This window comes from Siculibacillus lacustris (assembly GCF_004328075.1).
Taxonomy (GTDB): domain Bacteria; phylum Pseudomonadota; class Alphaproteobacteria; order Rhizobiales; family Ancalomicrobiaceae; genus Siculibacillus; species Siculibacillus lacustris.
In genome coordinates this window covers 44,527-68,747 of record NZ_SJFN01000013.1, presented here as the reverse complement: position 1 = coordinate 68,747, position 24,221 = coordinate 44,527, and the positions used below count along the sequence as shown (strand labels likewise).

General features: G+C 68.4%; 26 protein-coding genes and 1 pseudogene. 5 read left to right on the top strand and 22 right to left on the bottom strand.

The genetic code is table 11. From position 1 onward, the window contains the following. Positions 1-119 precede the first annotated feature (119 nt). The gene (gene gatB, locus EYW49_RS10480; protein WP_131309334.1) at positions 120-1,601 is read right to left on the bottom strand and encodes an Asp-tRNA(Asn)/Glu-tRNA(Gln) amidotransferase subunit GatB; all 1,482 of its coding nucleotides are present in this window, start codon (positions 1,599-1,601) and stop codon (positions 120-122) included. Between the two features lie 174 nt (positions 1,602-1,775). Here gatB and EYW49_RS10475 point away from each other — a divergent pair, with 174 nt between their 5' ends. Together EYW49_RS10475 and EYW49_RS10470 are read left to right on the top strand one after the other, a co-directional pair. Then, complete coding sequence (locus EYW49_RS10475; protein WP_131309422.1) at positions 1,776-2,111, top strand: type II toxin-antitoxin system RelE/ParE family toxin; 336 nt, start codon at positions 1,776-1,778, stop codon at positions 2,109-2,111. Between the two features lie 23 nt (positions 2,112-2,134). Beyond that, positions 2,135-2,467, top strand: coding sequence for a helix-turn-helix domain-containing transcriptional regulator (locus EYW49_RS10470; RefSeq protein WP_131309332.1), 333 nt, complete (start codon positions 2,135-2,137; stop codon positions 2,465-2,467). 8 nt (positions 2,468-2,475) lie between these two features. Here the strand turns inward: EYW49_RS10470 and EYW49_RS10465 are convergent, their stop codons facing one another. The 13 genes and pseudogenes from EYW49_RS10465 to nifH form a co-directional block, all read right to left on the bottom strand. Continuing rightward, positions 2,476-3,696: an MFS transporter gene (locus EYW49_RS10465; RefSeq protein ID WP_407695470.1), complete on the bottom strand. Its 1,221-nt coding sequence runs from the start codon at positions 3,694-3,696 to the stop codon at positions 2,476-2,478. 218 nt (positions 3,697-3,914) lie between these two features. Then, positions 3,915-4,238 (bottom strand): annotated as a pseudogene (locus EYW49_RS23420) (nitrogen fixation protein NifQ); the annotation flags it as partial. Positions 4,239-5,012: 774 nt separating this feature from the next. Continuing rightward, positions 5,013-5,333, bottom strand: a complete 321-nt coding sequence (gene fdxB / locus EYW49_RS10450) for a ferredoxin III, nif-specific (RefSeq protein WP_131309330.1) — start codon at positions 5,331-5,333, stop codon at positions 5,013-5,015. Next, positions 5,330-5,530, bottom strand: a complete 201-nt coding sequence (locus EYW49_RS10445; RefSeq protein ID WP_131309328.1) for a CCE_0567 family metalloprotein — start codon at positions 5,528-5,530, stop codon at positions 5,330-5,332. Before EYW49_RS10445 ends, fdxB begins: the two co-directional genes overlap by 4 nt. 221 nt (positions 5,531-5,751) lie before the next feature. Continuing rightward, on the bottom strand, positions 5,752-6,225 hold the full coding sequence (locus EYW49_RS10440) for a NifX-associated nitrogen fixation protein (RefSeq protein WP_131309325.1): 474 nt from the start codon (positions 6,223-6,225) through the stop codon (positions 5,752-5,754). Positions 6,226-6,235: 10 nt separating this feature from the next. Further along, positions 6,236-6,733: a nitrogen fixation protein NifX gene (nifX, locus tag EYW49_RS10435; RefSeq protein WP_131309323.1), complete on the bottom strand. Its 498-nt coding sequence runs from the start codon at positions 6,731-6,733 to the stop codon at positions 6,236-6,238. Then, entirely contained in the window at positions 6,696-8,081 is a 1,386-nt protein-coding gene (gene nifN, locus EYW49_RS10430; RefSeq protein ID WP_131309321.1) for a nitrogenase iron-molybdenum cofactor biosynthesis protein NifN, read from the bottom strand. Before nifN ends, nifX begins: the two co-directional genes overlap by 38 nt. A 10-nt stretch (positions 8,082-8,091) precedes the next feature. Then, on the bottom strand, positions 8,092-9,795 hold the full coding sequence (gene nifE / locus EYW49_RS10425) for a nitrogenase iron-molybdenum cofactor biosynthesis protein NifE (protein ID WP_228259562.1): 1,704 nt from the start codon (positions 9,793-9,795) through the stop codon (positions 8,092-8,094). Positions 9,796-9,891: 96 nt separating this feature from the next. Beyond that, the gene (locus EYW49_RS10420) at positions 9,892-10,278 is read right to left on the bottom strand and encodes a type II toxin-antitoxin system VapC family toxin (protein WP_131309319.1); all 387 of its coding nucleotides are present in this window, start codon (positions 10,276-10,278) and stop codon (positions 9,892-9,894) included. Further along, positions 10,275-10,523, bottom strand: coding sequence for a type II toxin-antitoxin system VapB family antitoxin (locus EYW49_RS10415; RefSeq protein ID WP_131309317.1), 249 nt, complete (start codon positions 10,521-10,523; stop codon positions 10,275-10,277). The genes EYW49_RS10420 and EYW49_RS10415 overlap by 4 nt, the downstream gene beginning before the upstream one ends. A 145-nt stretch (positions 10,524-10,668) precedes the next feature. Then, on the bottom strand, positions 10,669-12,210 hold the full coding sequence (gene nifK / locus EYW49_RS10410) for a nitrogenase molybdenum-iron protein subunit beta (RefSeq protein WP_131309315.1): 1,542 nt from the start codon (positions 12,208-12,210) through the stop codon (positions 10,669-10,671). Between the two features lie 332 nt (positions 12,211-12,542). Then, the gene (gene nifD, locus EYW49_RS10405) at positions 12,543-14,045 is read right to left on the bottom strand and encodes a nitrogenase molybdenum-iron protein alpha chain (RefSeq protein ID WP_131309313.1); all 1,503 of its coding nucleotides are present in this window, start codon (positions 14,043-14,045) and stop codon (positions 12,543-12,545) included. A 145-nt stretch (positions 14,046-14,190) separates the two neighbouring features. Then, on the bottom strand, positions 14,191-15,090 hold the full coding sequence (gene nifH / locus EYW49_RS10400) for a nitrogenase iron protein (protein ID WP_131309303.1): 900 nt from the start codon (positions 15,088-15,090) through the stop codon (positions 14,191-14,193). 602 nt (positions 15,091-15,692) lie between these two features. Between nifH and EYW49_RS10395 the strand changes: the two genes are divergently transcribed. Both EYW49_RS10395 and EYW49_RS10390 read left to right on the top strand, forming a co-directional pair. Beyond that, the gene (locus EYW49_RS10395) at positions 15,693-16,067 is read left to right on the top strand and encodes a 2Fe-2S iron-sulfur cluster-binding protein (RefSeq protein WP_131309301.1); all 375 of its coding nucleotides are present in this window, start codon (positions 15,693-15,695) and stop codon (positions 16,065-16,067) included. Between the two features lie 91 nt (positions 16,068-16,158). Next, positions 16,159-16,638: a ferritin-like domain-containing protein gene (locus EYW49_RS10390; protein ID WP_131309299.1), complete on the top strand. Its 480-nt coding sequence runs from the start codon at positions 16,159-16,161 to the stop codon at positions 16,636-16,638. A gap of 238 nt (positions 16,639-16,876) precedes the next feature. On the opposite strand, the gene EYW49_RS10385 is transcribed toward EYW49_RS10390, so the two are convergent. Together EYW49_RS10385 and EYW49_RS10380 are read right to left on the bottom strand one after the other, a co-directional pair. Further along, positions 16,877-17,908 carry a histone deacetylase family protein gene (locus EYW49_RS10385; RefSeq protein WP_131309296.1) on the bottom strand — a complete coding sequence of 344 codons (1,032 nt, stop codon included), beginning with the start codon at positions 17,906-17,908 and terminating at the stop codon, positions 16,877-16,879. Positions 17,909-18,007: 99 nt separating this feature from the next. Then, entirely contained in the window at positions 18,008-18,829 is an 822-nt protein-coding gene (locus EYW49_RS10380; protein ID WP_131309292.1) for a shikimate 5-dehydrogenase, read from the bottom strand. Positions 18,830-19,047: 218 nt separating this feature from the next. Here EYW49_RS10380 and EYW49_RS10375 point away from each other — a divergent pair, with 218 nt between their 5' ends. Beyond that, positions 19,048-19,614, top strand: a complete 567-nt coding sequence (locus tag EYW49_RS10375) for an NADPH-dependent FMN reductase (protein WP_131309289.1) — start codon at positions 19,048-19,050, stop codon at positions 19,612-19,614. 42 nt (positions 19,615-19,656) lie between these two features. Here the strand turns inward: EYW49_RS10375 and EYW49_RS10370 are convergent, their stop codons facing one another. From EYW49_RS10370 to nifB, 6 genes are all read right to left on the bottom strand, one after another. Beyond that, positions 19,657-20,535 (bottom strand): SIR2 family protein, encoded by an 879-nt coding sequence (locus EYW49_RS10370; protein ID WP_131309286.1) that lies wholly within the window; start codon positions 20,533-20,535, stop codon positions 19,657-19,659. 235 nt (positions 20,536-20,770) lie between these two features. Continuing rightward, positions 20,771-20,983: a putative nitrogen fixation protein NifT gene (nifT, locus tag EYW49_RS10365; protein WP_131309283.1), complete on the bottom strand. Its 213-nt coding sequence runs from the start codon at positions 20,981-20,983 to the stop codon at positions 20,771-20,773. A 113-nt stretch (positions 20,984-21,096) separates the two neighbouring features. Continuing rightward, positions 21,097-21,414 carry a nitrogen fixation protein NifZ gene (locus tag EYW49_RS10360; protein WP_131309280.1) on the bottom strand — a complete coding sequence of 106 codons (318 nt, stop codon included), beginning with the start codon at positions 21,412-21,414 and terminating at the stop codon, positions 21,097-21,099. Next, entirely contained in the window at positions 21,398-22,207 is an 810-nt protein-coding gene (locus EYW49_RS10355) for a 4Fe4S-binding leucine-rich repeat protein (RefSeq protein WP_228259561.1), read from the bottom strand. The genes EYW49_RS10360 and EYW49_RS10355 overlap by 17 nt, the downstream gene beginning before the upstream one ends. A gap of 41 nt (positions 22,208-22,248) precedes the next feature. Further along, the gene (locus tag EYW49_RS10350; RefSeq protein WP_131309277.1) at positions 22,249-22,449 is read right to left on the bottom strand and encodes a 4Fe-4S dicluster domain-containing protein; all 201 of its coding nucleotides are present in this window, start codon (positions 22,447-22,449) and stop codon (positions 22,249-22,251) included. Between the two features lie 106 nt (positions 22,450-22,555). Continuing rightward, positions 22,556-24,040: a nitrogenase cofactor biosynthesis protein NifB gene (nifB, locus tag EYW49_RS10345; protein WP_131309274.1), complete on the bottom strand. Its 1,485-nt coding sequence runs from the start codon at positions 24,038-24,040 to the stop codon at positions 22,556-22,558. Between the last annotated feature and the right edge of the window lie 181 nt (positions 24,041-24,221).

Sequence of the window (24,221 nt, the reverse complement as noted above, 5' to 3'; positions counted from 1 at the left end):
AGAGATCTGCGGCGGATGCGCCGACGGGTCGCAGCCGCAGGCGGCGATCGCCGGAGCCGGCGTGAAACGACGACGGCCGCCCGTAGAGAGCGGCCGCATCGCGAATCGCCGAACGGGCCTCAGTCGAGCCCGAGCTTGGCTTTCAGAATCTCGTTGACCGCCTGGGGGTTGGCCTTGCCGCCGGTCTGTTTCATGACCTGACCGACGAACCACCCGGCCATGGTCGGCTTGACCTTGATCTGCTCGACCTTGTCGGGATTGGCGGCGATCACCGCGTCGACCGCCGCTTCGATGGCGCCGGTGTCGGTGACCTGCTTCAATCCGCGCGTCTCGACCAGCACCCGCGGGTCGCCGCCCTCGGCCCAGACGATCTCGAACAGGTCCTTGGCGATCTTGCCGGAGATGGTGCCGTCGACGATCAGATCGACGATGCCGCCGAGCTGGTCCGCCGAGACCGGGCTCGCGTCGATGCCGTGGCCTTCCTTGTTGAGGCGGCCGAACAGCTCGTTGATCACCCAGTTGGCGGCGAGCTTGGCGTCGCGGCCCTTGGCCACCGCCTCGAAGAAGTCGGCGGAGGCGCGTTCCAGCGTCAGCACCATGGCGTCGTAGGGCGTCACGCCGTAGTCGGCGATGAAGCGGGCCTTCTTGGCGTCGGGCAATTCGGGCAGATGGGCCTTCAGTTCGTCGACATAGGCGCGCGTGAACTCCAGCGGGAGCAGGTCGGGATCGGGGAAGTAGCGGTAGTCGTGCGCCTCCTCCTTCGACCGCATCGAGCGGGTCTCGCCGCGGCCGGGATCGAACAGGCGGGTCTCCTGGTCGATCGAACCGCCGTCCTCGAGGATGCCGATCTGGCGATGGGCCTCGTAGTCGATGGCCTGACCGACGAAGCGGATCGAGTTGACGTTCTTGATCTCGCAGCGGGTGCCGAGTTCGCCACCCGGTCGCCGCACCGAGACGTTGACGTCGGCGCGCATGTTGCCCTTCTCCATGTCGCCGTCGCAGGTGCCGAGATAGCGCAGGATGGTGCGGAGCTTCGACACATAGGCCTTGGCCTCGTCGGCCGAGCGCATGTCGGGCTTCGACACGATCTCCATCAGCGCGACGCCGGAGCGGTTCAGGTCGACGTAGGTGTGGGTCGGGCTCTGGTCGTGGATCGACTTGCCGGCGTCCTGTTCGAGGTGCAGCCGTTCGACGCCGACCTCGACGACCTCGCCGTCGGGCATGTCGAGGCGGATGACGCCCTCGCCGACGATCGGGTTCTTGTACTGGGAGATCTGATAGCCCTGGGGCAGATCGGGATAGAAATAGTTCTTCCGATCGAACACCGACTTCAGATTGATTTCCGCCTCGAGGCCGAGGCCGGTGCGCACGGCCTGCGCCACGCATTCGGCATTGATCACCGGCAGCATGCCGGGCATGGCGGCGTCGACCAGGCTGACGTTGTGGTTGGGGGCGTTGCCGAAGGTGGTCGAGGCGCCGGAGAACAGCTTGGCGTTCGAGGCGACCTGCGCATGGACCTCCAGACCGATGATGATTTCCCAATCGCCGGTCGCGCCCTTGAGGAACTGCGACGGCTTGGCGGTGCGGAACGCGGTGAACATGGTCGTGCCTCGAACGGACGGACTGCGGGAGGAGACCCTTGGGTAGTGCGGAATGCCCGCAGGTTCAAGAACCTCGTTGCAGGAACGGCGGCGACGCCACAATCTGCGATGCGAGGCACGCGCCCCTTCCCCCTCTGGGCGCCGAAGCCCCACTATAGCCCATTAGTAACTTTCATGGTACCAATAGAACCGGAAATCAGGTATTACGTCGATCGGAACGATCGTGCGCCCTTCTCCGCCTGGTTCGACGTCCTCGACGCCCCGGCTGCGGCCAAGGTGGTGACGGCGCTGAAACGGCTGGCGCTCTGCAACACGTCGCAGGTCAAGAGCGTCGGCGGAGGGGTGTGCGAACTCCGCATCGACTTCGGACCCGGTTACCGCGTGTACTTCGGCCGGGATGGGCAGCGGCTCGTCATCCTGCTCGCCGGAGGCACCAAGAAGCGCCAGCAGAACGACATCGACGTCGCGCAGCGGCGTTGGGATCGCTATCTCGCCGAACGAACGAAATGAACGCGCCGCACGGATTCCCGACCATGCCCCTCACCCGCGCCTTCCGGGACACCGTCAAGTCCCGTGCCGACCGTGATCCGGCGTTTCGGGTCGCCCTTCTCACCGAAGGCCTCGAGACCCTGCTCGCCGGCGATCTCGAGACCGGCAAGGCGTTGCTGCGCGACTACGTCAACGCCACGCTGGGCTTCGAAGCGCTGGCTTCGGCGACCGGCTTGCCGGTCAAGAGCCTGATGCGGATGCTCGGACCGAGCGGCAACCCGCAGGCCCGCAGTCTGTTCACGGTGATCGAAGCCCTGCAGCGGGCCGAAGGGCTGGTGCTCGAGGTCAGCGTCGCCGCCGACCCCGAAGCCGCCTGATTCCCCGCTCAGACCCGCGCGCTGCGCAGGTTGGGCAGGAACACCGTCAGCAGGCCGAAGGCCGGCAGGAAGGCGCAGACCTCGTAGACGAAGCGGATCGAGGTGTGATCGGCGAGTTCGCCGAGCGCCGCCGCCCCGAGCCCCCCGAAGCCGAAGGCGAGGCCGAAGAACAGGCCGGCGATCATGCCCACCCGACCCGGCACCAGCTCCTGGGCGAAGACCAGGATCGCCGAGAAGGCCGAGGACAGGATCAGGCCGATCAGCACCGACAGGATCGCCGTGGCGGTCAGGCCGACATAGGGCAGCGCCAGCGAGAACGGCAGCACCCCGAGGATCGACACCCAGATCACCGCCTTGCGGCCGATGCGGTCGCCGACCGGACCACCGATCAGGGTGCCGACCGCCGCCGCGCCGAGGAACACGAACAGATAGAGCTGCGCCTCGCGCACCCCGACCCCGAAGGTGTCGATCAGATAGAAGGTGTAGTAGCTCGATATGCTCGCCAGATAGACGTTCTTGGAAAACACCAGGATCATCAGCACGGCGATCGAGCGGATCACCACGGCGCGCGGCAGCGGCGAGGCGGTCGCGGCAGCACCCGCTGCACCGCGGGCCTTGCGCTTCTCGCGCGCCCAGACGCCGACGCGGGTCAGGATCGCCATGCCGACCAGGGCCACCCCCGAGAACCAGGCGACGGCGCCGCGGCCGTTGGGCAGCACAACGAAGGCGGCGAGCAGCGGCCCGAGCGCCGAGCCGCCGTTGCCGCCGACCTGGAACAGCGACTGGGCGAGGCCGTGGTGTCCGCCCGAGGCGAGGCGGGCGGTGCGCGAGGCTTCCGGGTGGAACACCGCCGAACCGGTGCCGATCATCCCGACCGCGAACAGCACCCAGCCGTAGCTCGGGGCGACCGACAGGAGCAGCAGCCCGGTCAGCGTCGAGCCCATGCCGACGGCCAGCGAGAAGGGCTGGGGATGGCGATCGGTCCAGATGCCGACCAGCGGCTGGAGGATCGAGGCGGTCATCTGGAAGCACAAGGTGATCAGCCCGATCTGGCCGAAGTCGAGGGCGAAGCCGTCCTTCAATATCGGATAGATCGCCGCCACCAGCGACTGCATGGTGTCGTTGAGCATGTGCGACACCGACAGGGCGACGATGATGCCGAAGGCGGCGCCGCCGGCGGGACGAGTCGTGGGCGCAGCAGGCGCGGCGGTGTCGGCGGTGGTGGTCACGGGTCGCGGTTCCTGGACGCGCCGGGGCGTCCGGCGGGAAGACGAGGCTGAGGCGCGAGCCCCCGGGCCCGCGATCGGCGAGGGGCGCCACTCTGCCGTTTCAGCCCCGTCGCGGCAAGGCCCGCCGCCGCGCGCGGCTGGGATGCGGCAGGAACGATCATGTGATCGCTGTTCGCCGGGAACGGGCACGGACCGGCGGCGGGGGGCTGCTCGGCCGGTCACTCGGCGGCGACGGCGACCGGGCGTTCGGCGGTCTCGTAGGCGCGGCGATTGCGGGCGAGCCGGCTCTCGCCGTCTTCGGCGCCGAAACAGGCGGCGAAGTCGGTGCACTGGGCGCAACTCGGCGCGGCGCAGAGGACGAAGCCCTCGGCTTCGCAGAGCTTGCGGTAGAAGTATTTCTTCCAGCGCATGTTGGCGGTGTTGCCGGCGTGGAGCGCGGGGAAATGGCGGGCGAGCAGGCGACCGAGTTCGCTCCGGTCGGTGAGCCCGAGATCCTGCCACAGATGATCGGCCCGCATGGCGCGCCGGGCGATCACGGTGGCGAGGATGGGGGCGATGTCGAGGGAGGGGAGGTGCTCCGAAGGCCCCGTCCCCACGCGTCCCCTCCCCCCTCGAGGGGGAGGGACAGGGAGGGGGGGCGCGGCGGCGGTGTCATGTACCGGAGTCGCAGAGGAGATGCCCTGCCCCCCCTCTCTGTCTCTCCCCCTCGAGGGGGGAGAGGACGATGGGGCGCGGGCGATCGGACCATCGGTGTCGGCAGTCGCGGCGAGGGCGATCGTTCCATCGGCGTCGGCAATCGTCGCGACGGTGGGCGGAGCGGTCGCGGTCGCGCCCGCCATCGCCACCGACCCGACGACGTCCCCCCGTCCCGCCCCATGCCGCGCCAACAACTCCCGCAGCAACTCCTCTTCGATCTCACACGCCGGGGCCAGCGCCCTCGCCTGCCCCGCCACGAGTGCCGTCGCCCCCGGGAACCGCGCCGCCACCAGATCCACGATCTCGGCACCCGACAGCCCGGTCGCCTCTGTGAGCGTCGCCTCGCCGGCCGCGGCTTCCGCGAGCCCCTGCGCCAGGACGCAAGCCAGGACGTGGTCGTCGAAGGCATCCGTCGTGGGGCGCCGGGCGGCCATCAGGTCGGCATGGAAATCGCTCGACATCGGCGTTTCTCCGCGCGGGAACGGAACGTCGCGAGGCCGGAACGGATCCGACCGGCGGTCGCGGCGGGCGCCCGAGCGGCGGACGATCGTCCCAGGGGGGCGACGATCGTCCGCCGCGGGGCCGGCGCTCGCCGGGGCGAGCGCGGTCGCGATCGCCGCTCAGGCGGCGATCTTGTCGGCGGCGACGTGGGTCTGGCAGTTCTTCGGACAGACCCGGGCGCAGGCGCCGCAGCCGATGCAGGCGCCGGCCTTGTCGACCACCATGATCATGCGGTTCAGTTCGCCGTCGAAGTCCTCGTCCTCGCCTTCGACGCACTGGCCGAGGATCTCGCCCTCGTCGTCGACGCCGTAGAGGTGCATGACGTCGCGCGAACAGACCTTGTAGCAACGGCCGCAGCCGATGCAGGTCGCGCCGTCGATGGTGGTCAGGTATTCCGGCATCCAGGTGGAGCCGTCGCGGGTGTTGAAGTCGGACATCACGCGGCCTCCATCGCCTTGAGCTGGGCCCGGGCCGCTTCGAGGGCGGCATAGGCGTCGTGGGTCGCCTGGGCGACGCCGAGAATGGTCTGCCAGCCGACCGGCAGTTCCTCGGAGAGGTCGTGCAGGTTCATCTTGGCGTTGATCGCCTTGGCCGAGAGCTTCTTGATCTCCGCCTTCAGGGCATCGACGTCGGACATGATCGGATCTCCTGGCGCGGCCCGCGTGCGGCCGCCTCTCGGGGCGACGAGGTCGCCGTTGTCGGACCGACGACCCGGGTCGTCGGCTTGGCGGGTGTGCCATCCCCGGCGCTCCGGGGAGCGCCCGATCGGCCCACGAGACCGGGCGCCGCCCCCTGGAAAGGGTCGGTCGCGCCGGGGATGACGACGGAGGGGCGGGAGCCGCCCCGATCCGAAAGGGATCACCAGTCGGCGAGGCCGGGATATTTGGCGATCATCTCGCAGGCTTCGTCGACCGCCTTGGTGCCGGCCTCGGCGAGCTTGGTCAGGTCCTCGTGGCCCCAGCGATGGACGTCGCGCAGGCTGCGCGACAGCACCACCAGACGGCCGACGGTGAGGATCACCCGGCCGAAGCCCTCGTGGCCGATCTTCATCATCGGCGAGGCGACGAAGCCAGTCCGCCCCTCGATGGTCAGGCCGATCGCCGCGTAGAACTTGTCGACCCGCCACAGCACGTCCGGATCGGGATCGCCGATGATCGGGATCTCGCGGCGCTGTTCCTTGGTCAGGATGAAGTCCTTGAGGAGATGGGCGTCGGAGCGCTTCTCCCAGGCGCCGTAGGCGTCCTCGGCGCGCATGATGCGCACCAGGGTGGCGAGGAAGGGCGTCGCGAGAGCCGCGTCGTCGGCGGAGAGAGTGGCGGTGGCGTCGGTCATCGGGGACTCCTCAGTCGTCGGCGAAGGAAGGTTTGGGGGGGGCGAAGCCGGCCTCGGCGAGGACCTTGCGCAGCCACGGCGGCGGCGTTCCGGCGAGCATGGTGCGGGTGCGCTCCAGCACCTCGTCGATCGGCGAGGCCTGAGCGACCTTGATCGGATGGATCTTGTGGGCGACCACCTTGGCCGCCGAAGGCCCGCCGATCGCCAGGCAGAACAGCAGGTGACAGCCGGCCAGCGCCTCGACCTTGGGGGTGATGCGGTCGTCGCCGTCGGTCTTGTGTTGGCCGGACTCCTGGGTGACGTCGTCGAAGGCGAGGGCTTCGACGAAGCTCCAGCCGTCCTTGGTGACGTCGTAGACGGCGAAGCGGGCGGCCGAGCCGAAGTGGGCGTTGAGCCCCTTCATGTCGGAGGTGGCGATCGCCACGCGCACGGCGCCGGCCGGGCGCTCGGCGGAGGTGGCCTCGGCCCCGTCAGTGGGCACGAGCGTCAGGCGGCGTACGGCGGTCATGGACGGCCTCCCGGTTCAGGAGCGGGTTGAGGGCATCCGGGGTGGGCTCCCGGACATTGGCTTGGAAGATGTTGGACACTTCGAAGATCAGATCGCGGGTGCCGCTCCAGCCGACGTGGCAGCGGTGCTGGGCGCCGAGCCGGTCGAAGACGGGGAAGCCGACCCGCATCAAGGGGATGTCCAGCCGCTCGGCGGCCTGACGGGCATGGCTGTGGCCGACCAGCAGGTCGGCACCGACCGCCAGCGTCTCGAAGTCGCCGAAGTCGCCGACCTTGACGGTATCGGCGGGCACCTTGCGCAGGATCGGCGAGGTGCCGGTGGTGGTCACCGCGGCGACGATCTCGGCGCCCATCCCGACGAAGAAGGTCGACAACTGGAACAGGTGGTCGGGTTCGGCGGCGATGGCGATCTTCTTGCCGCCGAAGTGGAAGTGGCCGTCGAGCAGGGCGTCGGCGAGCTGCGAGCGGCGGCGGCGCAGCTTCGCCGGCACCGGGGCGCCCGACAGTTCGGCGAGGGCGGTGACGAAGCGGTCGACCGGCTTCAGGCCGGTCAGGGTCTCGAACAGCGTGAAGGGGACGCCGGCGACCGCTTCGAGGGCTTCAGCCGCGGCGCGCTGGCCCTCGCCGATGGCGAGGGTATGGACGCAGCTACCGAGCGAACGGATATCGGCGACTCGGGTGCCGCCGTAGGTGGTGGGGATCCACTTGCCGGGCACGGTGCCGTCGAGCGCCCCGGAGACGTCGGGCAGGATCACCGGTTCGAGGCCGAAGGCTTCGATGGTGTCGCGGATCTCCTCGATGTCGGCGACGGTGAGGTTCCAGCCCGGCAGCACGGCGACGCGGCGGGGATCGCGGCGCTGGGGCGTGCGATCGACGATCGTCTCGATCATGCCGACCACCGCCTTGGACCAACCCTCTTCGATCGAGCCGGTGAAGTCGGGAGTGGCGGCGAGCACCACTTCGGTGCCGGCCAGCGCCTCGGCCCGGCGGGCGCGGATGGTGGCGAGATCGCCGGCGAAGTCCTCGCCGCGGGTCTCGACCAGGGCGGTGGTGCAGACGCCGATCAATTCGGGTTTGGTGCGGGACTTCAGGTTGAGGATCGCCTCTTCGAGGTGATCGGCGCCGCCCATGATCGTCGCGACCTCGTCCATCGCGGTGGTCTGGAGCGGAATGGTCTCTTTGAAGTGGCGCACGAACAGCACCAGCGCAAAAGAGGTGCAGCCCTGGCTGCCGTGGAACAGCGGCACGCAGCGATCGACGCCGAGGAAGGCGAAGGCGGCGCCGAGCGGCTGGCTCGACTTGAGCGGATTGACCGACGCGGACTTGGTGACGGGGAGGATGGTGGTCATGGCGCCCTCCTCAACAGTCGTCGGCGTCGCCGGACCCGGCGGCGGCGAACTTCTTGTGGGTGGGGGTGGAGGCGACCGAGATCGAGAGGCCGAGCCCCCCCTCTCTGTCTCTCCCCCTCGAGGGGGGAGAGGACGCCGGGGTGAGGGCGATCGCACCATCGGCGTCGATGGGCGTCGCGGCGTCGGAGGAGCCCCACGCATCGTCGTACGAAGACCCCATCCCCACGGGTCCCCTCCCCCCTGGAGGGGGAGGGACAGGGAGGGGGGGCTGGGCGCCGCCGATCGCGACGACGCCGCGCCCCGACCCGATCACGCTCTCGCCGATCACCCGCCCGTCGGCATCGAACGGCGAGACCGCCCTCACCTGCTCCCAGATCGGATTGTGGATCGCCAGATCGATCTGGCGGACCATCTCGACCATGCCGTCGTAGCCGGCGTAGGGGTATTGGCGCTCCTGGTTGATGTCGAGCCAGGGCATCCGCGCCTTCAGGGCGATGAACTGGGTGCGGCCGCCCGACAACATGATGTCGGCGTCGGCGCGCTCGAGCAGCGCGTAGAGGTCGCGCGGCGCCATGCCGTCGAAGGTGTGGTTCTCGTCCTTGAGGATCTGCTTGATCCGCTCCTTGTCCTCGATCGTCGACTTCTTCACCGACGTGCCGACGATCTCGATGCCGATCTCCATCAGCGCGGCGACCACCGACCACGACTTGACGCCGCCGGTGTTGAGCAGGACACGTCTGCCCTGGAGCCGCGGCCGGAAGGCCTCAAGCTTTTCCCACACGATCGCCTCTTCGCGGGCGATGAGCGCCTCGGTGCGGTCGAGGAGATCGGCCGGCGCGCCGCGCGCGACCAGCATCCGGGAAAGCTGGCGCAGCGCCTCGGAGGTGTCGGCGACGCCGTAGAACGAGCCCTCGAAATAGGGGATGCCCCAGCGCTCTTCCATCTTGCGGGCGAGATTGATCAGCGCCGTCGAGCACACCATCATGGTGGCCCGCGCCGTGTGGGCGGCGGCGACGTCGGCGTAGCGCGCGTCGCCGGGCACACAGGCGCGGACCCGGATGCCGAGTTCGTCGAGCAGCGGCTTCACCAGCCAGAATTCGCCGGCGAGATTGAACTCGCCGAGGATGTTGACGTCGTAAGGTCCGACGTCGTCGGGCTCGACCGTGCCGATGACGTGGTCGAGCAGCGCCTCGCCGGCGAGCTTGTTGCCGAGGTTCTTCGAGCCGACGAAGCCGGCGGCATGGACCGGGATCACCGGCAGGCCGAACTTCGCCGAAGCATGGCTGCAGACCGCGTCGAGGTCGTCGCCGATCAGCGCCGTGACGCAGGTCTCGTAGACGAAGATCGCCGGCGGGCGATGGGCCTCGGCGATCTCCCGGATCGCCTTCCAGAGCTTGCGCTCGCCCTGCCCCATCACGACGTCGAGCTCGGTCAGGTCGGTGGTGAAGGAGGTGCGCCACAGGGTCGGGCCCGACGAGGCGGCACCGCGGTTGTCCCAGGAGTTGCCCTCGCAGGCGAGCGGCGCATGGACCAGATGGGCGCAGTCGGTGATCGGCTGGAGCACGATCTTGGCGCCGTCGAAGGCGCAGCCGCCGGCCGCCGCACCCGGGGTCAGGGGCTTGGCGCAACCCTTCTTGCGCGTCTTCTCGTCCTTGGCGGCGTTCTTGTCGCAGCCGGGCTCGTCGAAGAGTGCCTGGACCTTCGGTGACAGCATGGCGTCCGGTCCCCCTCGGGTTGGTCCGTCGTGTCGCAAAGGCGACGCGAGCGGATCGATCGAGGAGGTAGGAGCAAGGGGTGTGCCAGGAGGCGATCAGGCGATCGCGATGTCGGTCCGCGAGAAGTCGTCGCCCTTGAACAACAACGGCTCGCCGTTGGCCTTGGCGAGGGCATAGGCGAAACAGTCGCCGATGTTCAGTCCGGCCGGATGCCGCCCCTTGCCGAAGTCGAGAAACGCCCGACGCGCGAATTCACCGTGTTCGAGTGTCACCGGTTCGGCGACGACCCCGGCCCGACCGAGAACGGCATCGACCTGACGCGCGCCCTCGGGGCCGAGTTGACGCTCGACGACCATGTGGAGTTCCAGAAGGTTGGCGACCGAGATGCGGCAGACGTCCGTCGTGTGAATGCGTTCGACGAAGGCCCGGGCCTCGGGTTCGCGACAGAGGACCGCGATCAGGGCGGAAGTGTCGACGATCATTTGGGAAGCCCGTTCTCGTCGTAAAGAAGCTCGGCGTGGTCGACGAGGGGCCGGCGGACGTGAGCCGCAGCGCGATCGGCGATCGCCAGGAGTTCGTCGACGCTCGCCCGGCTCTTCCGCCCTTCGATCCTGTCGAGACGCTCCTGCAAGGCCTCGATGACGACCCGCGTCATGTTCTGACCGGTGGCTCGGGAAATCTCCTGCGCCAGCCTGTGCGCTCGGGGATCCTTGATGTTCAGGCTCATCGATGGTGCCTTTCTACCAATTTTGGCGCCTGTCTAGAAATAGGCCGCCCGCCTTCCCGTCACGAGTGTCTTCGACCGCGCCGAACGCGAAACGGCCGCCCTTTCGGGCGGCCGTCGTGTGTCGGACAGTGTCGGATTCCCGACCTCAGCGGGTCAGGTCGTACGAATAGTCGGTCTCGCCGGGGATGATGGTGTCCTGATCGAGCTTGTCGAAGACCTTGTCGAGCAAGGTCGTCAGCACGCGCAGGCCGCCCTGATAGCCCATCAGCGGGAAGCGGTGGTGGTGGTGACGATCGAAGATCGGGAAGGTCAGGCGGATCAGCGGCGTGCCGGTGTCGCGCTCGAGGTACTTGCCGTAAGACGAGCCGATCAGGAAGTCGACCGGTTCGGTGAACAGCAGCGAGCGCAGGTGCCAGAGGTCCTTGCCGGCCCACACCTGAGCCGACTTGCCGAACGGATTGGCCGCCAGCATTTCCTTCATCTCGGCGTCCCAGGCCTTGGTGCCGTTGGTCGCCAGACAGTGGGTCGGCTCGCCGCCGGTCTCCATGACGAACTGGGCCATCGCCTGGACGAAGTCCGGATCGCCGTAGATCGCGTACTTCTTGCCGTGCAGATGGGCCTGGCTGTCGGCCATGGCGTCGATCAGGCGGCCGCGCTCCAGGCGGATCGCTTCGGGGATCGCCTTGCCGGAGATCTCCGAGACCTTCATCAGGAAGGCGTCGGTGGCGCGGATGCCGAGCGGATAGTGGAAGGTCGCGGTCTCCTGGCCCTGCTCGGCGACGTAGTCCATCGTCTTGCGGGTGTTCCAGTACTGCAGCGAGATCGTCGCCTTGGCGTCGAGCGCCGACTTGACCTGCTCGATCGTCGTGCCGCCGTCGTACATGCGGTAGTGGCCGTCCGAGGGGGTGTCGAACTGGTCGGAGGCGTCGGAGATGAAGGTGTAGTCGACGCCCATCAGGTCGAGCAGCCGCTTCAGCTCGCGGTTGTTGCCGACGCAGAAGCCGTCGAAGCCGGGGATGATGTTGAGCTTCGAGCTGTCGGCCGAGCGCACCGCGCCCTTCCAGAAGTTCTCGAGGATGCCCTTGATCATGTTGTCGTAGCCGTCGACGTGGCTGCCGACGAAGGCCGGGGTGTGGGCGAAGGGCACCGGGAACTCTTCCGGAACCGAGCTCTTCTTGCGGGCGCCCTGGATGAAGCTCTGGAGGTCGTCACCGATGACTTCGGCCATGCAGGTGGTCGACACGGCGATCATCTTCGGCTCGTAGAGCGAATAGGTGTTGGCCAGGCCGTCGATCATGTTGTTGAGGCCGCCGAACACCGCCGCGTCTTCGGTCATCGAGGAGGACACCGCCGAGCAGGGCTCCTTGAAGTGACGCGACAGATGCGAGCGATAATAGGCGACGCAGCCCTGGGAGCCGTGCACGAAGGACATGCACTTCTCGAAGCCGGCGGCGGCGAAGACCGCGCCGAGCGGCTGGCAGGCCTTAGCGGGGTTCACCACCAGGGATTCGCGGGCCAGGTTCTTTTCGCGGTATTCCCAGCTCTTGGTGTACTCGCCTTGGGCGGCCACCTGCTCGTTGGGCAGCGGGCACTCGAACTGTTCCCGCTTGGTCTTGAACATCTCCTGGTATTCCGGTTCGCGGAACAGCGGAGCATGGTCGAGCACGCGATCGGCTGACTGGGGCATGGGTGTTCACCTCTCTCGCGGCCTCCGCGCCATACGGCGGACGGCCATTGGGGTGTGAGCAGGGGATCGCGCGGGCGGAGCTCGCGGCGGTGTCGTCGTTCGGTTGTCTCCGGGATCGGGGAGGCCCAGCCCCCCTCCCTGTCCCTCCCCCTCCAGGGGGGAGGGAACGCTCGGATCGATGCCCTGCCCTCTTCATCGGCCTCGCCCGGAACTCCGGTCGCCGGCCTCTCGAAGATCCCCGCCTCTGGCGTCCCCTCCCCCCTGGAGGGGGAGGGACAGGGAGGGGGGGCTGGACTTCACCGGATCACTCCGGAGCTCCGAGCCCGCGTCGATCACTCGGCGGCGGCGGCCAGCGGTTCGTCCTTGATCCACGGGGCGTCGAACAGATCCCAGACCGGATTGTTGATCGCCAGATCCATGTCGCGGGCGAAGATGGCGAAGCCGTCGTAGCCGTGGTAGGGGCCGGAGTAGTCCCAGGAATGCATCTGACGGAACGGGATGCCCATCTTCTGCACCGGGTACTTCTCCTTGATGCCCGAACCGACGAGGTCCGGACGGATCTTCTCGATGAACTTCTCGAGCTCGTAGCCGGTGACGTCGTCGTAGATCAGCGTGCCCTTCTTCACATAGTGACCGGTGCGCTGATAGTCGTCGTTGTGGCCGAACTCGTAGCCCGTACCGGCGATGACCATGCCGAGATCTTCGTAGGCGTTGATCACGTGACGGGGGCGCAGGCCACCGACGTAGAGCATCACCGACTTGCCCTCGAGGCGCGGGCGGAACTTGGCGATCACCGCATCGACCAGCGGCTGGTACTTGGCGATGACGGCTTCCGCCTTGGCCTCGATCTCGGGGCCGTAGTGCTTGGCGATCTTGCGCAAAGACGCGGCGATCTGGCTCGGACCGAAGAAGTTGTATTCCATCCACGGAATACCGTACTTCTCTTCCATGTGCCGGCAGATGTAGTTCATCGACCGGTAGCAGTGGATCAGGTTGAGCTTGGCGTGGACCGCGTTCTCGACCTCGGCCAGCGTCGCATCGCCCGACCAGTTGCCGACCACGCGCAGACCCATCTCCTCGAGCAGGATGCGCGAGGCCCAGGCGTCGCCGCCGATGTTGTAATCGCCGATCACGTTGACGTCGTAGGGCGTGGTGACGACTTCGCGTTCCTTCTTGTCGAACACCCAGTCCCGGATCGCATCGTTGGCGATGTGATGGCCGAGGGACTGCGACACACCGCGGAAGCCTTCGCACCGCACCGGAACGATGGTGGTGTCGTGCTCCTTGGCCTTCTTCTTCGACACCGCTTCGATGTCGTCGCCGATCAGGCCGATCGGGCATTCCGACTGGATGGTGATGCCGTTGGCGAGCGGGAACAGCACCTCGATCTCGTCGATGATGCGCTCGAGCTTCTTGTCGCCGCCGAACACGATGTCACGCTCCTGGAAGTCGGAGGTGAACTGCATCGTCACGAAGGTGTCGATGCCGGTCTTGCCGATGTAGTAGTTGCGGCGCTGGGACCAGGAATACTGGCCGCAGCCGACCGGTCCGTGGGAAATGTGGACCATGTCCTTGATCGGACCCCACACCACGCCCTTGGAGCCGGCGTAGGCGCAGCCGCGGATGGTCATCACGCCGGGGATCGACTTGATGTTGGACTTGACGTCGCATTCGGTGACCGCATGGGCTTCGCCCTCGATCTCCTCGGTGCCGGCGTCGGAAGCGACCGACAGGTGCTTCTTGCGGCGCTTGGCAAACTTGTCGGGATACTGGGCGAGCACTTCCTCGATCAGCTTCTCGTGGAACTCGCCGTCGTTCTCATAATCGAGGCTCATGGAACCCCCCTCTGATCGATCCCTCGCGGGATCCGGAGCCAGGCGCCCCTCGCCGGGGCGGTTCGGAATGGGCGGCGGGCATGGCCCGCCCCGCGACCGGATGCCGGGTCTGCGGGCGGAGAACCGCGCCGCAGACCCAGGCGCGTCACTGCGCGGCAGTGGCGGCCTTGGCGGCTTCCTTGGCCTGGAGCTCGGCGAGCGCCTGCTCCTCGGTCTTCATGATGCCGAATTCCATCAGCATCTCTTCGAGCTCCTCCATGGTGATCGGGGTCGGGATGGTGCCCTTGCCGGAGTTCTCATGGATCTTGCGGGCGAGCTCGCGATATTCCTGAGCCTGCTGGCAATCCGGCGCGTATTCGATGACCGTCTGGCGACGCAGCTCGGCGTGCTGGACGATGTTGTCGCGCGGGACGAAGTGGATCAGCTTGGAGTTCAGGCGCGCCGCGAGAGCCTCGGCGAGTTCGAGCTCCTTGTCGGTCTGACGCTCGTTGCAGATCAGTCCGCCCAGGCGCACGCCGCCGGAGTGGGCGTACTTGAGAATGCCCTTGGCGATGTTGTTGGCGGCGTAGAGCGCCATCATCTCGCCGGACATGACGATGTAGATCTCCTGGGCCTTGTTCTCGCGGATCGGCATGGCGAAGCCGCCGCAGACCACGTCGCCGAGCACGTCGTAGGACACGTAGTCCACGTCGTCGTAGGCGCCGTTCTCTTCCAGGAAGTTGATGGCGGTGATGACGCCGCGGCCGGCGCAGCCGACGCCCGGCTCCGGTCCACCGGACTCGGTGCACTTGATGCCCTTGTAGCCGATCTTCAGGACGTCCTCGAGCTCGAGGTCCTCCACCGATCCGGCTTCCGCGGCGAGCGACAGGACGGTGTCCTGCATCTTGGTGTTCAGGATCAGGCGGGTGGAGTCCGCCTTCGGGTCGCAGCCGACGATCAGGATCTTCTGACCCAGATCGACAAGGGCGGCGAGGGTATTCTGGGAGGTGGTCGACTTGCCGATGCCGCCCTTCCCGTAGAACGCGATCTGCCGAAGCTTCGCCATGGTTCGAACCCCTTCGAAAAAATTCTTCGAGGCACCGTGCGTCGATGCCGTCCGTCCGTCCGGCAGCTTCCGCCGCCTCGCACCGAGACTGTTTTCAAGCTTCGTGCCAAGTGCCGGCGATGCTCGTTCCGACGGCGCTTCTCATTGTTTTCATTCACGAATATTTTTTGAACCGGACTTCGGGCGGCGCGACGACGAGCTGTCGCCTCCCCGACATTTCCCGACAGGACGTGTCGAACCCCGACGATGGTGGGAGGGCAGCGGTGGTTTTCGGGGGTCGGCCGAGCGGAACCGCGACAAAGACCGCGTCCAGCGTCGCGACGAGGCCCGCGGGCGGAGCGCAACAGGACCTGTCGCGACCCCGACATTTTCCCCACACGGCCGTCGCGCGCCTCGGCGCCGGACGGTGCAACTCCGTCGCCGACGGAGTGGAAAGGGCCGAAAACGGCTGTCTTCCGCCGGTTTCGCCACTTGGCGCGGGGCTTGCTGAGGCATCGTGACGCGGCCCGCCGGGCCCGTCGTCGACGCGTGCCCTCGAGGGTCCGCCGGCGGCGATCGGCGGGGACGACGTCCCACCCAACCCGGTCGAGCGGAGCACCCCGATGGCCAACGTCACATTCTCGTCGAAACACACCCTGCCCAAGGACGTCACGGTCTATGCCGTGGCCGGCGACCGCGGCACCATCCTGTCGCTCGCCGAGAAGAACAAGATTCCGATCCCGTTCGAATGCCGCGACGGCGAGTGCGGCTCGTGCCTGATCGAGGTGGTGACGCTGACCGGCAAGACCATGGGCTCGGCGCTGACCGAGAAGGAAAAGAGCATGCTGAAGTCGCTCGGCAAGATCACCACCGCCGAGATCGACAACGCCGTGACCAACGACGTCATGCCCAAGTATCGGCTGGCCTGCCAGACCATCGTGCGCGACCAGGACATCCTGGTGAAGTTCGCCGGTGACGAGCCCGGCGGTTCGGAGTGAGCGCCGTCGGATCGGTGGGCATCTGCCGGCCGATCCGACCCCGGCGATCGCGGAGGCCGCGATCGTCGCCCTTCGCCAGAGGAGACGAGCGATGAACAGCGTCGAGGAATTCCTGGCCTACGCGATCAAACTCGAAGAAGAGGCGATGCTGCGGTTCGGCGAGCTGGCCGACAGCATGGCGACCTACGGCAACACCGACGTGTCCAAACTCTTCCGCCGCCTGTCGCAGTATTCCGCCCTGCACATGGGCGACGCCAAGGCGCGGGCGGGGTTCCGGACGATCCCGACGATCGCCAACGTCGACTTCCACTGGCCGGCCGGCGAGAGCCCCGAGCGGGCGGCGATCTGGGGGGCCGATCCCTTCCTGGCGCGCGACGAGGCGCTGGCGATCGCGCTCGAAGCCGAACGCGCCGGCCTCGCCTTCTACGCCCAGGTGCTGGCGACCACCACCGACCCGGAGATCGTGGCCCTGGCCAAGGAATTCGTGGCCGAGGAGACCGAGCACGTCGAGGAGCTCCTGAAGTGGATCGGCGCAAGGGGTGCCGACACGACGACGCCGGTCGAGGCGTGACGGAACCGCGGGAGGGGCCGGCGTCGCGATGGCGGCGACCGCCGTTTACCCCCCTCCCTGTCCCTCCCCCACAAGGGGGGAGGGAACCCTGCGGACAGGGTCTTCGAATCTCGTAAGGCGGTGCCGGTCCGAAGACGCGCGCCCCATCGTCCCCTCCCCCCTTGTGGGGGAGGGACAGGGAGAGGGGTCTGCAGCGCCGACGGCGAACTCCGCGTCCGCCGACCCACCGAGAGCCCCCTCACCGCCCCTCGAAGCCCTCGAGCACCCCGACGGCGTTGTCGCCGATCGCCGCCACCGCGTAGCCGCCCTCCTGGACGAACACCGTCGGCAGGCCGAGCGCGGCGATCGCCGCGCCGATGCGCGGATAGTCGGAGGTCTTCAGGCGGAAGTGGCTGATCGGATCGCCCTCCCAGGTGTCGACGCCGAGCGACACCACCAGCGCATCCACCCCCCAGGCGCGGATCGCCGACAGGCCGGTCGTCAGCGCCTCGCCCCAGATCGCCCAGTCGGCACCCGCCGCCATCGGCAGATTGAGGTTGAAGCCCTCGCCGGGGCCCACCCCGCGCTCGTCGGCAGCGCCGAGGAAATAGGGATATTCGGTCGCCGGATCGCCGTGGAGATTGACCACGGCGACGTCGCCGCGGGTCCAGAAGATCTCCTGGGTGCCGTTGCCGTGATGAAAATCGACGTCGAGGATCGCCACCCGGGCGGCCCCGGCGTCCCTGAGACGCGTGGCGGCGCAGGCGGCGTTGTTGAGATAGCAGTAGCCGCCGGCGGCCCGGACCCCGGCATGGTGGCCGGGCGGACGGCACAGCGCGTAGGCGCCGCGCTCGCCCGAGGCCACCAGATCGGCGGCGGTGAGGGCCGCGGCATAGGAGCTCTCGATGGCCCCCCAGGTGCCGGCGACGAAGGCCGAGCCGCCGTCGAAGGAATAGTAGCCGAGCAGGGCGGTGATCTTGTCCGGCCGCAGGTCGTCGCGCAGGCCGCGGGTCGGCCAGACGAAGGGCAGCGCCGGCCCCTCGTAGCCGGCGGCGATCCACAGATCCCAGGCCCGGGCGAGGAAATCGACGTAATCGGGGCGATGGACCCGGGTCGCGACGTCGAGGGTCTGGGCGGTCGGCGCCAGGATCGGCCCGAGCCCGACCGCCTCGATCCGCGCCTTGATGATCTCGGCCCGCTCGGGCACTTCGAAACCGGGCAGCAGGCGGCCGGCGGTCAGTTCGAGCTGGCCGGCATGACCGGCATGGAGCGGCGAATGGACGGTCTTCATCGGGCGGGGCTCCTCGGGGCAACGATCGCGCCAGTCTAGACGCAAGCGCGGCGCCCTCGCCGCCTCCCCCGTCGACGCCGGGGCGGCCATGCGGGGCGCTCAGGCGCGGGCGAAGGCGGCGGCGCGGGCGATCTGGTCGGCGGCCGGACGGCGGCCGGTGTAGAGCTCGAACTGCTCGACCGCCTGCAGCGCGATCACTTCGGCACCGGTGATCACCGGCCGGCCGAGCGAGCGGGCGACGCGGATCATCGGCGTCTCGGAGGGCAGTGCGACCACGTCGAAGACCACCGTCGCCGTGCCGATCGCCTCCGCCGGGAAGGCCAGTTCGTCGGCATCCGGGCCGCCGGCCATGCCGATCGGGGTGACGTTGACCAGCATCGCCTCGCCGGGCTTCGGCGCCAACGTCGGCGACCACTCCCAGCCGCAGCGCGCGGCGAGCGCCCGGCCGGCGTCTTCGTTGCGGGCGACCACCGTCCCCGAGCGGAATCCGGCGTCGCACAGCGCGGCGGCGACCGCCTTGGCCATACCGCCGGAGCCGCGCAGCACCACCGGGGTGGCGGGCGGCACGCCGTGGTCGACCACCAGGCGGGCGACGGCGATGTAGTCGGTGTTGTGGGCGGTCAGGCGGCCACCGTCGTTGACCAGGGTGTTGACCGCGCCGATCGCCGCGGCCGAGGGGCGAAGCTCGTCGGCGAAGGCGATCACCGCTTCCTTGAACGGCATCGACACGCCGGCGCCGCGGATGCCGAAGGCCCGGATGCCGGCGACCGCTCCGGCGAGGTCGGTGATCGCGAAGGCCTTGTAGACGTAGTTCAGGCCCAGCTCCTCGTAGAGGTAGTTGTGGAAGCGGGTGCCGAAGTTCGACGGCCGGGCCGAGATCGACAGGCACAGGCGGGTCTCGCGATCGATGCGCAGCGTCACGTCGGATTCCTCCCCGAACGGCGCCCGGCGGCGCGGTCGCGGAGTTTGGACTCCCGCGGGGCGATCGGCAACGGCTCGCGGGACGCTGCGACACCACGAAACTTTGAAGGGAGGAATTTATTGCGGTGCGATAGGTTCGGCGGGCGGGCAGGCTCCCGGCCGATGGCCGCCCTGCCCGCCCTTTCCCCATGACCCGTTCTCTCCCGAAGGACTTTTCGATGACCACTCCCTACGACGTCGCCGTTCTCGTCGGCAGCCTGCGCAAGGGCTCGATTTCGCGGACGCTGGCCAACGCCCTGATCGGCCTCGCCGATCCGCGTCTGGCGCTGCGCCTCGTCGAGATCGGCGATCTGCCGCTCTACGACCCCGATCTCGACGTCGAGGGCGGTCCGGCCCCGTGGGCGCGGCTGCGTCGCGAGATCGCGCCGGCGGCCGGCCTGCTGTTCGTCACGCCGGAATACAATCGCTCGGTGCCGGCCTCGCTGAAGAACGCCATCGACGTCGGCTCGCGGCCTTATGGCAAGGCGGTGTGGAGCGGCAAGCCGGGGGCGATAATCTCGCTGTCGCAAGGCCTGCTCGGCGGCTTCGGCGCCAACCACCATCTGCGTCAGATGCTGGTGTTCCTCGACGTGCCGGCGATGCAGCAGCCGGAAGCCTATCTGAGCAACGCCGGACAGCTGTTCGACGCCGAGGGCGGCTTCGTCTCGCCCGGCACGCGCGACTTCATGGCCGCCTATCTCGCGGCCTTCGCGTCTTGGATCGAGCGGGCCGCCAAGCGCGCCTGATTGGAATCGGCGGCGAGGGTCACGATCTCGCCGCCGTCGACCTCAGCCGACCAGGATCTCGACGGCGCGGGCGAGCGGCAGATCGAGCACGGTCGCGTCCATTTCGGCGAAGAACTTCAATTCGTTCTTCTTGGCGGTGGCGAGGTCGACGACCCCGAGATGCGCGCCGGCCGAGCGCTTGGCGATCTGGCGGGCGTAGGTCCGGAGCATCTGGTCGTGGAAGCGACAGCCGAGGAACAGGAAACTGCGGTCGGTGCGCAGGCGCTTGACCACCTCGGGGATCGGCGATTGGATGTCGATCTCGGTCAGCACCTCGACGTAGTCGCTGTCGGCGATCAGGAAGTTCTTGGCCGGGGTGACCGCGCCGTGCGGCTTGTAGAGCACGGTCTTCGCGCCGTCGGCGGCCTCGGGCAGCACTTCCGCGCCGGCGGGATCGTAGACCTTGGTCCAGATGTCGCGGTTCTCACCGGAGCGGGTGACGCCCTGGACCTCGATCCAGTCGCCGCGTTCGGTGGCGGCGAAGGCGGCGCGGGCGGCGCCGTCGTACCAGGTGTCGACCACCAGCGACAGCGGCAGGCCGGCGAGCCAGGCATGGAGCGGCGTCGCCTCGGGGCTGGCCGCGAAAATCTCGGCCATGTAGGCGATCAGCGTCTTGCGATGGCGGCGCTGTTCGATGAACTGACCGACCGACCACATGTTGGTGCGGATGCGGGCCGGCGCCGGCGCCTTGGCGTGGAGCGCCGCGGCGACCGTCTCGGGCAGCAGCGGCACCGGCGCGGTGCCGGCGATCGCCAGCAGGTCGGGGCCGAGATAGGGCACCAGCCGATCGGCGAGGAGGCCGGCGCGGGCTTCCAGGAGACGGGCTTCGGCGGCGGCGCCGGAGAGCACGAGCGGTTCGGTACGGGTCGCCAGGGTGGTCATCGATCGTCCCTTTCACGGGTGGCGCCGCAGCGCGATGGGTGTGCGAGAGCGGTGCCGGTCGAGCAGACCGTGGGGAGCCCCCTTCCCTTCTCCCCTCGTGGGAGAAGGTGCCCCGCAGGGGCGGATGAGGGGGCGCGGGCGTTCCTCTCGGGATCGTGCGGACGAAAGGCCCAACCCCTCATCCGGCCTTCGGCCACCTTCTCCCGCGAGGGGAGAAGGAAGGGCCGCCCTCCCCTCACTCCTCGTCGCCGAGCTTTCGCGCGTTGACGGTGATCGGCAGCTTGGTGTCGGCGGGCATCTCGGGCAGGTCGAAGACCCAGCCGTTCTTGATCTTGATGGTGCCGCCCCACATCGCCTCCTTCTCCATCTCGACGATCGGCTCCTCGAGATCCTTCTTGGGGAGATAGGCCGAGAGGCCCTTGGGGGTGTTGCGGATCATGATCTTCATGGTGGGCACCTCTGGGACTCGCGCCGACCGTGGGCCGATCGGACGGGATCGCGGCGACCGGTGGGCCGGCCGCCCTACTGGATCGCGGCGACCGACGGCCGGCCGCCGGGGGGTCATTCCGCCGCCGCGGCGTCGATCGCCGTCGGCGCGGGCTCGGCCTCGAGGCGGTCGAGGCTGATCATCTCCTTGGCGCGCATGCCGACGATGGTGCCGCGCTCCGGCCACTCGACCGCATAGACGTAGAACATCTGCAGGAAGGTGCCGATGTCGCGGACGTAGCCGGTGTCGCCCTTCAGCACCAAGGGCTCGCCGATCTCCTTGCGGGGATAGGTGCCGTCGTTCTTGACCAGACGCTTGGCGCGCACCCGCTCGCCGGGCTTGAACACCGGCGGCTTGCGGATCTCGACCTCTTCTTCACGTCCCAGACCCATCGGACCCTCCTTGCGCCTGGAGGCGCAGGCGCGCCACCTCGCGGACCACCTCTTCGGCGTCGTCGACGAAGCGCCCGAGGTCGTCGACCGGGCTGCGTTCGGCGACCGTGAAACGCACCCGCACGTCGACGTCCGACGCCAGGATCTTCAATCGTTCGGGGCGGATCCGCTCGGCGACGATCAGCCGGACGGTCGGATCCTCGTCGCCGGCCATCGCCGGCAGCAGATGTTCGTCGACCCGGCGCGCCGCCTCGCGGCGGATGTCGGCGTCGGCGTCGTGCATCACCCGGGCGAGCAGCGCGGGCGGCGCCCGTCGCGCCGCCGCCAGACGCACCGCATAGTCGGGATCGACCAGCAGCGGCACCAGATCCTCGCCCTCCAGCCGCCGCGCCACGGTCATGCGGACACGGCGGTCGGGATCACCGACGAAGCCGCGGATGCGCGGGGTCGGCAGACGCAGCGCCACCATGGCGCGGACGTCGGGCTCTGCGTCGCCGATCAGCGCGGTGAGGCGGAACGGCGAGGCATATTTGGCGGCCAGCGTCCGCACCTCGAAATAGGGATGATCGAGGTAGCGGTCGGCCTGGGCGGGATCGGCCGCGAAGAAGCGGTCGATGCGCCGGCCCCGCCGGTCGAACACGCAGCTGCGCCCGAACTCGCAGAGACCGGCACGCCGGTTCTCCTCGTGCGGGCAGTCGGTGCAGGACACCGGGCGGCCGAGCCAATCGACCGCCTCGTCCTCTTCGACCGGTTGCAGCATCGGCTGCGCGGACTTTCGGATCGGACCGTCCATGGTCGGCGTCCCCTTCGCCGGCGAACCGTCGATCGGCGGCGTCAGGCCGCCGCCTTGATGCAGGTCTTGGGCACCGGGCAGACCGCGGCGCACTGCTGGGTCTCGAAGGCGCCTTCGCACTCGGTGCACTTGGCGGGGTCGATGATGTAGACCTCGCCCTTGAAACGGATGGCCGCCGAGGGGCATTCGAATTCGCAGGCGCCGCAGGTGGTGCACTGGGAAGCGACGATCTTGAAGGCCATGGCCTGTCTCCTGATGGGTCTCGAGGGTCGGGAGTCCGACGGTGGGCCGTCGGAGGTCGGCGGAGCGCGCGGGCCCCGCCGTACCATCGTCGTGGGACGGGCCCCGTCAGGCGACGGCGGCGGTCGTCTCCACGCCGAATTCGCGCAGGTAGAGTTCGCCGATCGCGGTCTCGATGTATTCGAAGCCCCAATCGTCGGTGGCGCGGATGCCCGCGGCGGTCAGCAGGTCCTTGGGGCACTCGCCGATCTTGGCGCAGAGCACCACCTGGACGCCCTCGAGCGCGGCGATCACCGTGTCGAGCGTGGCATCCTCGCCCCAGCCGCCTTCGCAGTACTGGGCCTCGACCTTGCGGTGACCGACGAAGGTGATGCCCTTCGGCCCCGCCTCGTAGACCTGGAACTCCTTGGCATGGCCGAAGTGCTGGTTGACGCGGCCGCCGCCCTGGGTCGCGACCGCAACCAGCAGCTTGGCGTCGGCGGCGGTCTCCTTGACGGTGGCGACCGCGGCTTCCTTGGCCGCGACGTGGTCGCCGCGCTCACGGGCGACGATCTCGCGATAGGCCTCGCGCTTGGAGGGATCGTAGGTGATCGTCTCCGGCAGCTGATCGAGGGTGAATTCCTGGCCGCGGTCCTCGCCGAGCAGGCCGACCGCGTCGGCGCGGCACTGGCGGCAGTGGCGCATCAGCTTGGCGCCGCCCTCGAGCGCGTCCTGCAACTCCTTGAGCTCCATCGGCGTGGGCCCGCGCTGGCCGGTCAGGCCGAAGTGGGTGCCGTGGGCGGGATCGGAGATCAGCGGCATGACGTTGTGCAGGAAGGCGCCGCGCTCCTTGACCCACTTGTTGACCTCGAGGAGATGCTGGTCGTTGATCCCGGGGATCATCACCGAGTTGATCTTGGTGAGGATGCCACGGGCGGTCAGCATCTCCAGGCCGAGCATCTGGCGCTCGTGCAGAATGCGGGCGGCCTCGATGCCCTCGTAGCGGCGCTTGTTGTAGTAGATCCAGGGATAGATCTGGGCGCCGATCTCGGGATCGACCATGTTGATGGTGATCGTGACATGGTCGACATTCATCCGGGCGAGATCATCGACGCGGTCGGGCAGCGCCAGACCGTTGGTCGAGATGCACAGCTTGATGTCGGGAATCTGCTGCGAGATCGCGTCGAAGGTCGACTTGGATTTGGTCCAGTCGTAACAGGCGTCGCCCGGGCCGGCGATGCCGAGCACCGACAGCTGCGGCACCTCGTTGGCCACCGTCACGACCTTGCGCATCGCCTGATCGGGGGTGAGCTTCTCGGAGACGACGCCGGGACGGCTCTCGTTGGCGCAATCATACTTGCGATTGCAGTAGTTGCATTGGATGTTGCAGGCCGGCGCGACGGCGACGTGCATCCGCGCGAAATAGTGGTGGGCCTCTTCCGAGTAGCACGGATGGTCCTTGATACGGTCCCAGACGTCGGCGGCCATGTCGGCGGGCTTGGCCGACGACCCGCAGGACGACGACGCGCAGCCCCCGGACGTGGCGGCTTTTTCCAGCGCGTCGACATCGATCGGCTGAAACAGGCTTTCCAGAGAAATCATCGGCTGGTTCATCGGACCACTCCCCTCGGCATGGCGCGAGGGGAAGTTCGCAAGGGCCGTGCCAGCGCCGAAAGACGAGCCTTTTCAACGAAACCGTCACGCCGACCGAGGGGATTCGCGACCTTGCCGACATTGGTGTCGGGTGTGCGACAGAGCCGACGTCGGCAGGGTGGGGTGGCGCGCTGCGAAAACG

What these genes read in the sequence shown, in the direction of transcription:
- gatB (WP_131309334.1), bottom strand. Translation starts at nt 1,601, where the DNA reads ATGTTCACCGCGTTCCGCACCGCCAAGCCGTCGCAGTTCCTCAAGGGC.
- EYW49_RS10475 (WP_131309422.1), top strand. Translation starts at nt 1,776, where the DNA reads ATGGTACCAATAGAACCGGAAATCAGGTATTACGTCGATCGGAACGAT.
- EYW49_RS10470 (WP_131309332.1), top strand. Translation starts at nt 2,135, where the DNA reads ATGCCCCTCACCCGCGCCTTCCGGGACACCGTCAAGTCCCGTGCCGAC.
- EYW49_RS10445 (WP_131309328.1), bottom strand. Translation starts at nt 5,530, where the DNA reads ATGTCCGACGTCGATGCCCTGAAGGCGGAGATCAAGAAGCTCTCGGCC.
- EYW49_RS10440 (WP_131309325.1), bottom strand. Translation starts at nt 6,225, where the DNA reads ATGACCGACGCCACCGCCACTCTCTCCGCCGACGACGCGGCTCTCGCG.
- nifX (WP_131309323.1), bottom strand. Translation starts at nt 6,733, where the DNA reads ATGACCGCCGTACGCCGCCTGACGCTCGTGCCCACTGACGGGGCCGAG.
- nifN (WP_131309321.1), bottom strand. Translation starts at nt 8,081, where the DNA reads ATGACCACCATCCTCCCCGTCACCAAGTCCGCGTCGGTCAATCCGCTC.
- nifE (WP_228259562.1), bottom strand. Translation starts at nt 9,795, where the DNA reads ATGCTGTCACCGAAGGTCCAGGCACTCTTCGACGAGCCCGGCTGCGAC.
- EYW49_RS10420 (WP_131309319.1), bottom strand. Translation starts at nt 10,278, where the DNA reads ATGATCGTCGACACTTCCGCCCTGATCGCGGTCCTCTGTCGCGAACCC.
- EYW49_RS10415 (WP_131309317.1), bottom strand. Translation starts at nt 10,523, where the DNA reads ATGAGCCTGAACATCAAGGATCCCCGAGCGCACAGGCTGGCGCAGGAG.
- nifK (WP_131309315.1), bottom strand. Translation starts at nt 12,210, where the DNA reads ATGCCCCAGTCAGCCGATCGCGTGCTCGACCATGCTCCGCTGTTCCGC.
- nifD (WP_131309313.1), bottom strand. Translation starts at nt 14,045, where the DNA reads ATGAGCCTCGATTATGAGAACGACGGCGAGTTCCACGAGAAGCTGATC.
- nifH (WP_131309303.1), bottom strand. Translation starts at nt 15,090, where the DNA reads ATGGCGAAGCTTCGGCAGATCGCGTTCTACGGGAAGGGCGGCATCGGC.
- EYW49_RS10395 (WP_131309301.1), top strand. Translation starts at nt 15,693, where the DNA reads ATGGCCAACGTCACATTCTCGTCGAAACACACCCTGCCCAAGGACGTC.
- EYW49_RS10390 (WP_131309299.1), top strand. Translation starts at nt 16,159, where the DNA reads ATGAACAGCGTCGAGGAATTCCTGGCCTACGCGATCAAACTCGAAGAA.
- EYW49_RS10385 (WP_131309296.1), bottom strand. Translation starts at nt 17,908, where the DNA reads ATGAAGACCGTCCATTCGCCGCTCCATGCCGGTCATGCCGGCCAGCTC.
- EYW49_RS10375 (WP_131309289.1), top strand. Translation starts at nt 19,048, where the DNA reads ATGACCACTCCCTACGACGTCGCCGTTCTCGTCGGCAGCCTGCGCAAG.
- EYW49_RS10370 (WP_131309286.1), bottom strand. Translation starts at nt 20,535, where the DNA reads ATGACCACCCTGGCGACCCGTACCGAACCGCTCGTGCTCTCCGGCGCC.
- nifT (WP_131309283.1), bottom strand. Translation starts at nt 20,983, where the DNA reads ATGAAGATCATGATCCGCAACACCCCCAAGGGCCTCTCGGCCTATCTC.
- EYW49_RS10360 (WP_131309280.1), bottom strand. Translation starts at nt 21,414, where the DNA reads ATGGGTCTGGGACGTGAAGAAGAGGTCGAGATCCGCAAGCCGCCGGTG.
- EYW49_RS10355 (WP_228259561.1), bottom strand. Translation starts at nt 22,207, where the DNA reads ATGGACGGTCCGATCCGAAAGTCCGCGCAGCCGATGCTGCAACCGGTC.
- EYW49_RS10350 (WP_131309277.1), bottom strand. Translation starts at nt 22,449, where the DNA reads ATGGCCTTCAAGATCGTCGCTTCCCAGTGCACCACCTGCGGCGCCTGC.
- nifB (WP_131309274.1), bottom strand. Translation starts at nt 24,040, where the DNA reads ATGAACCAGCCGATGATTTCTCTGGAAAGCCTGTTTCAGCCGATCGAT.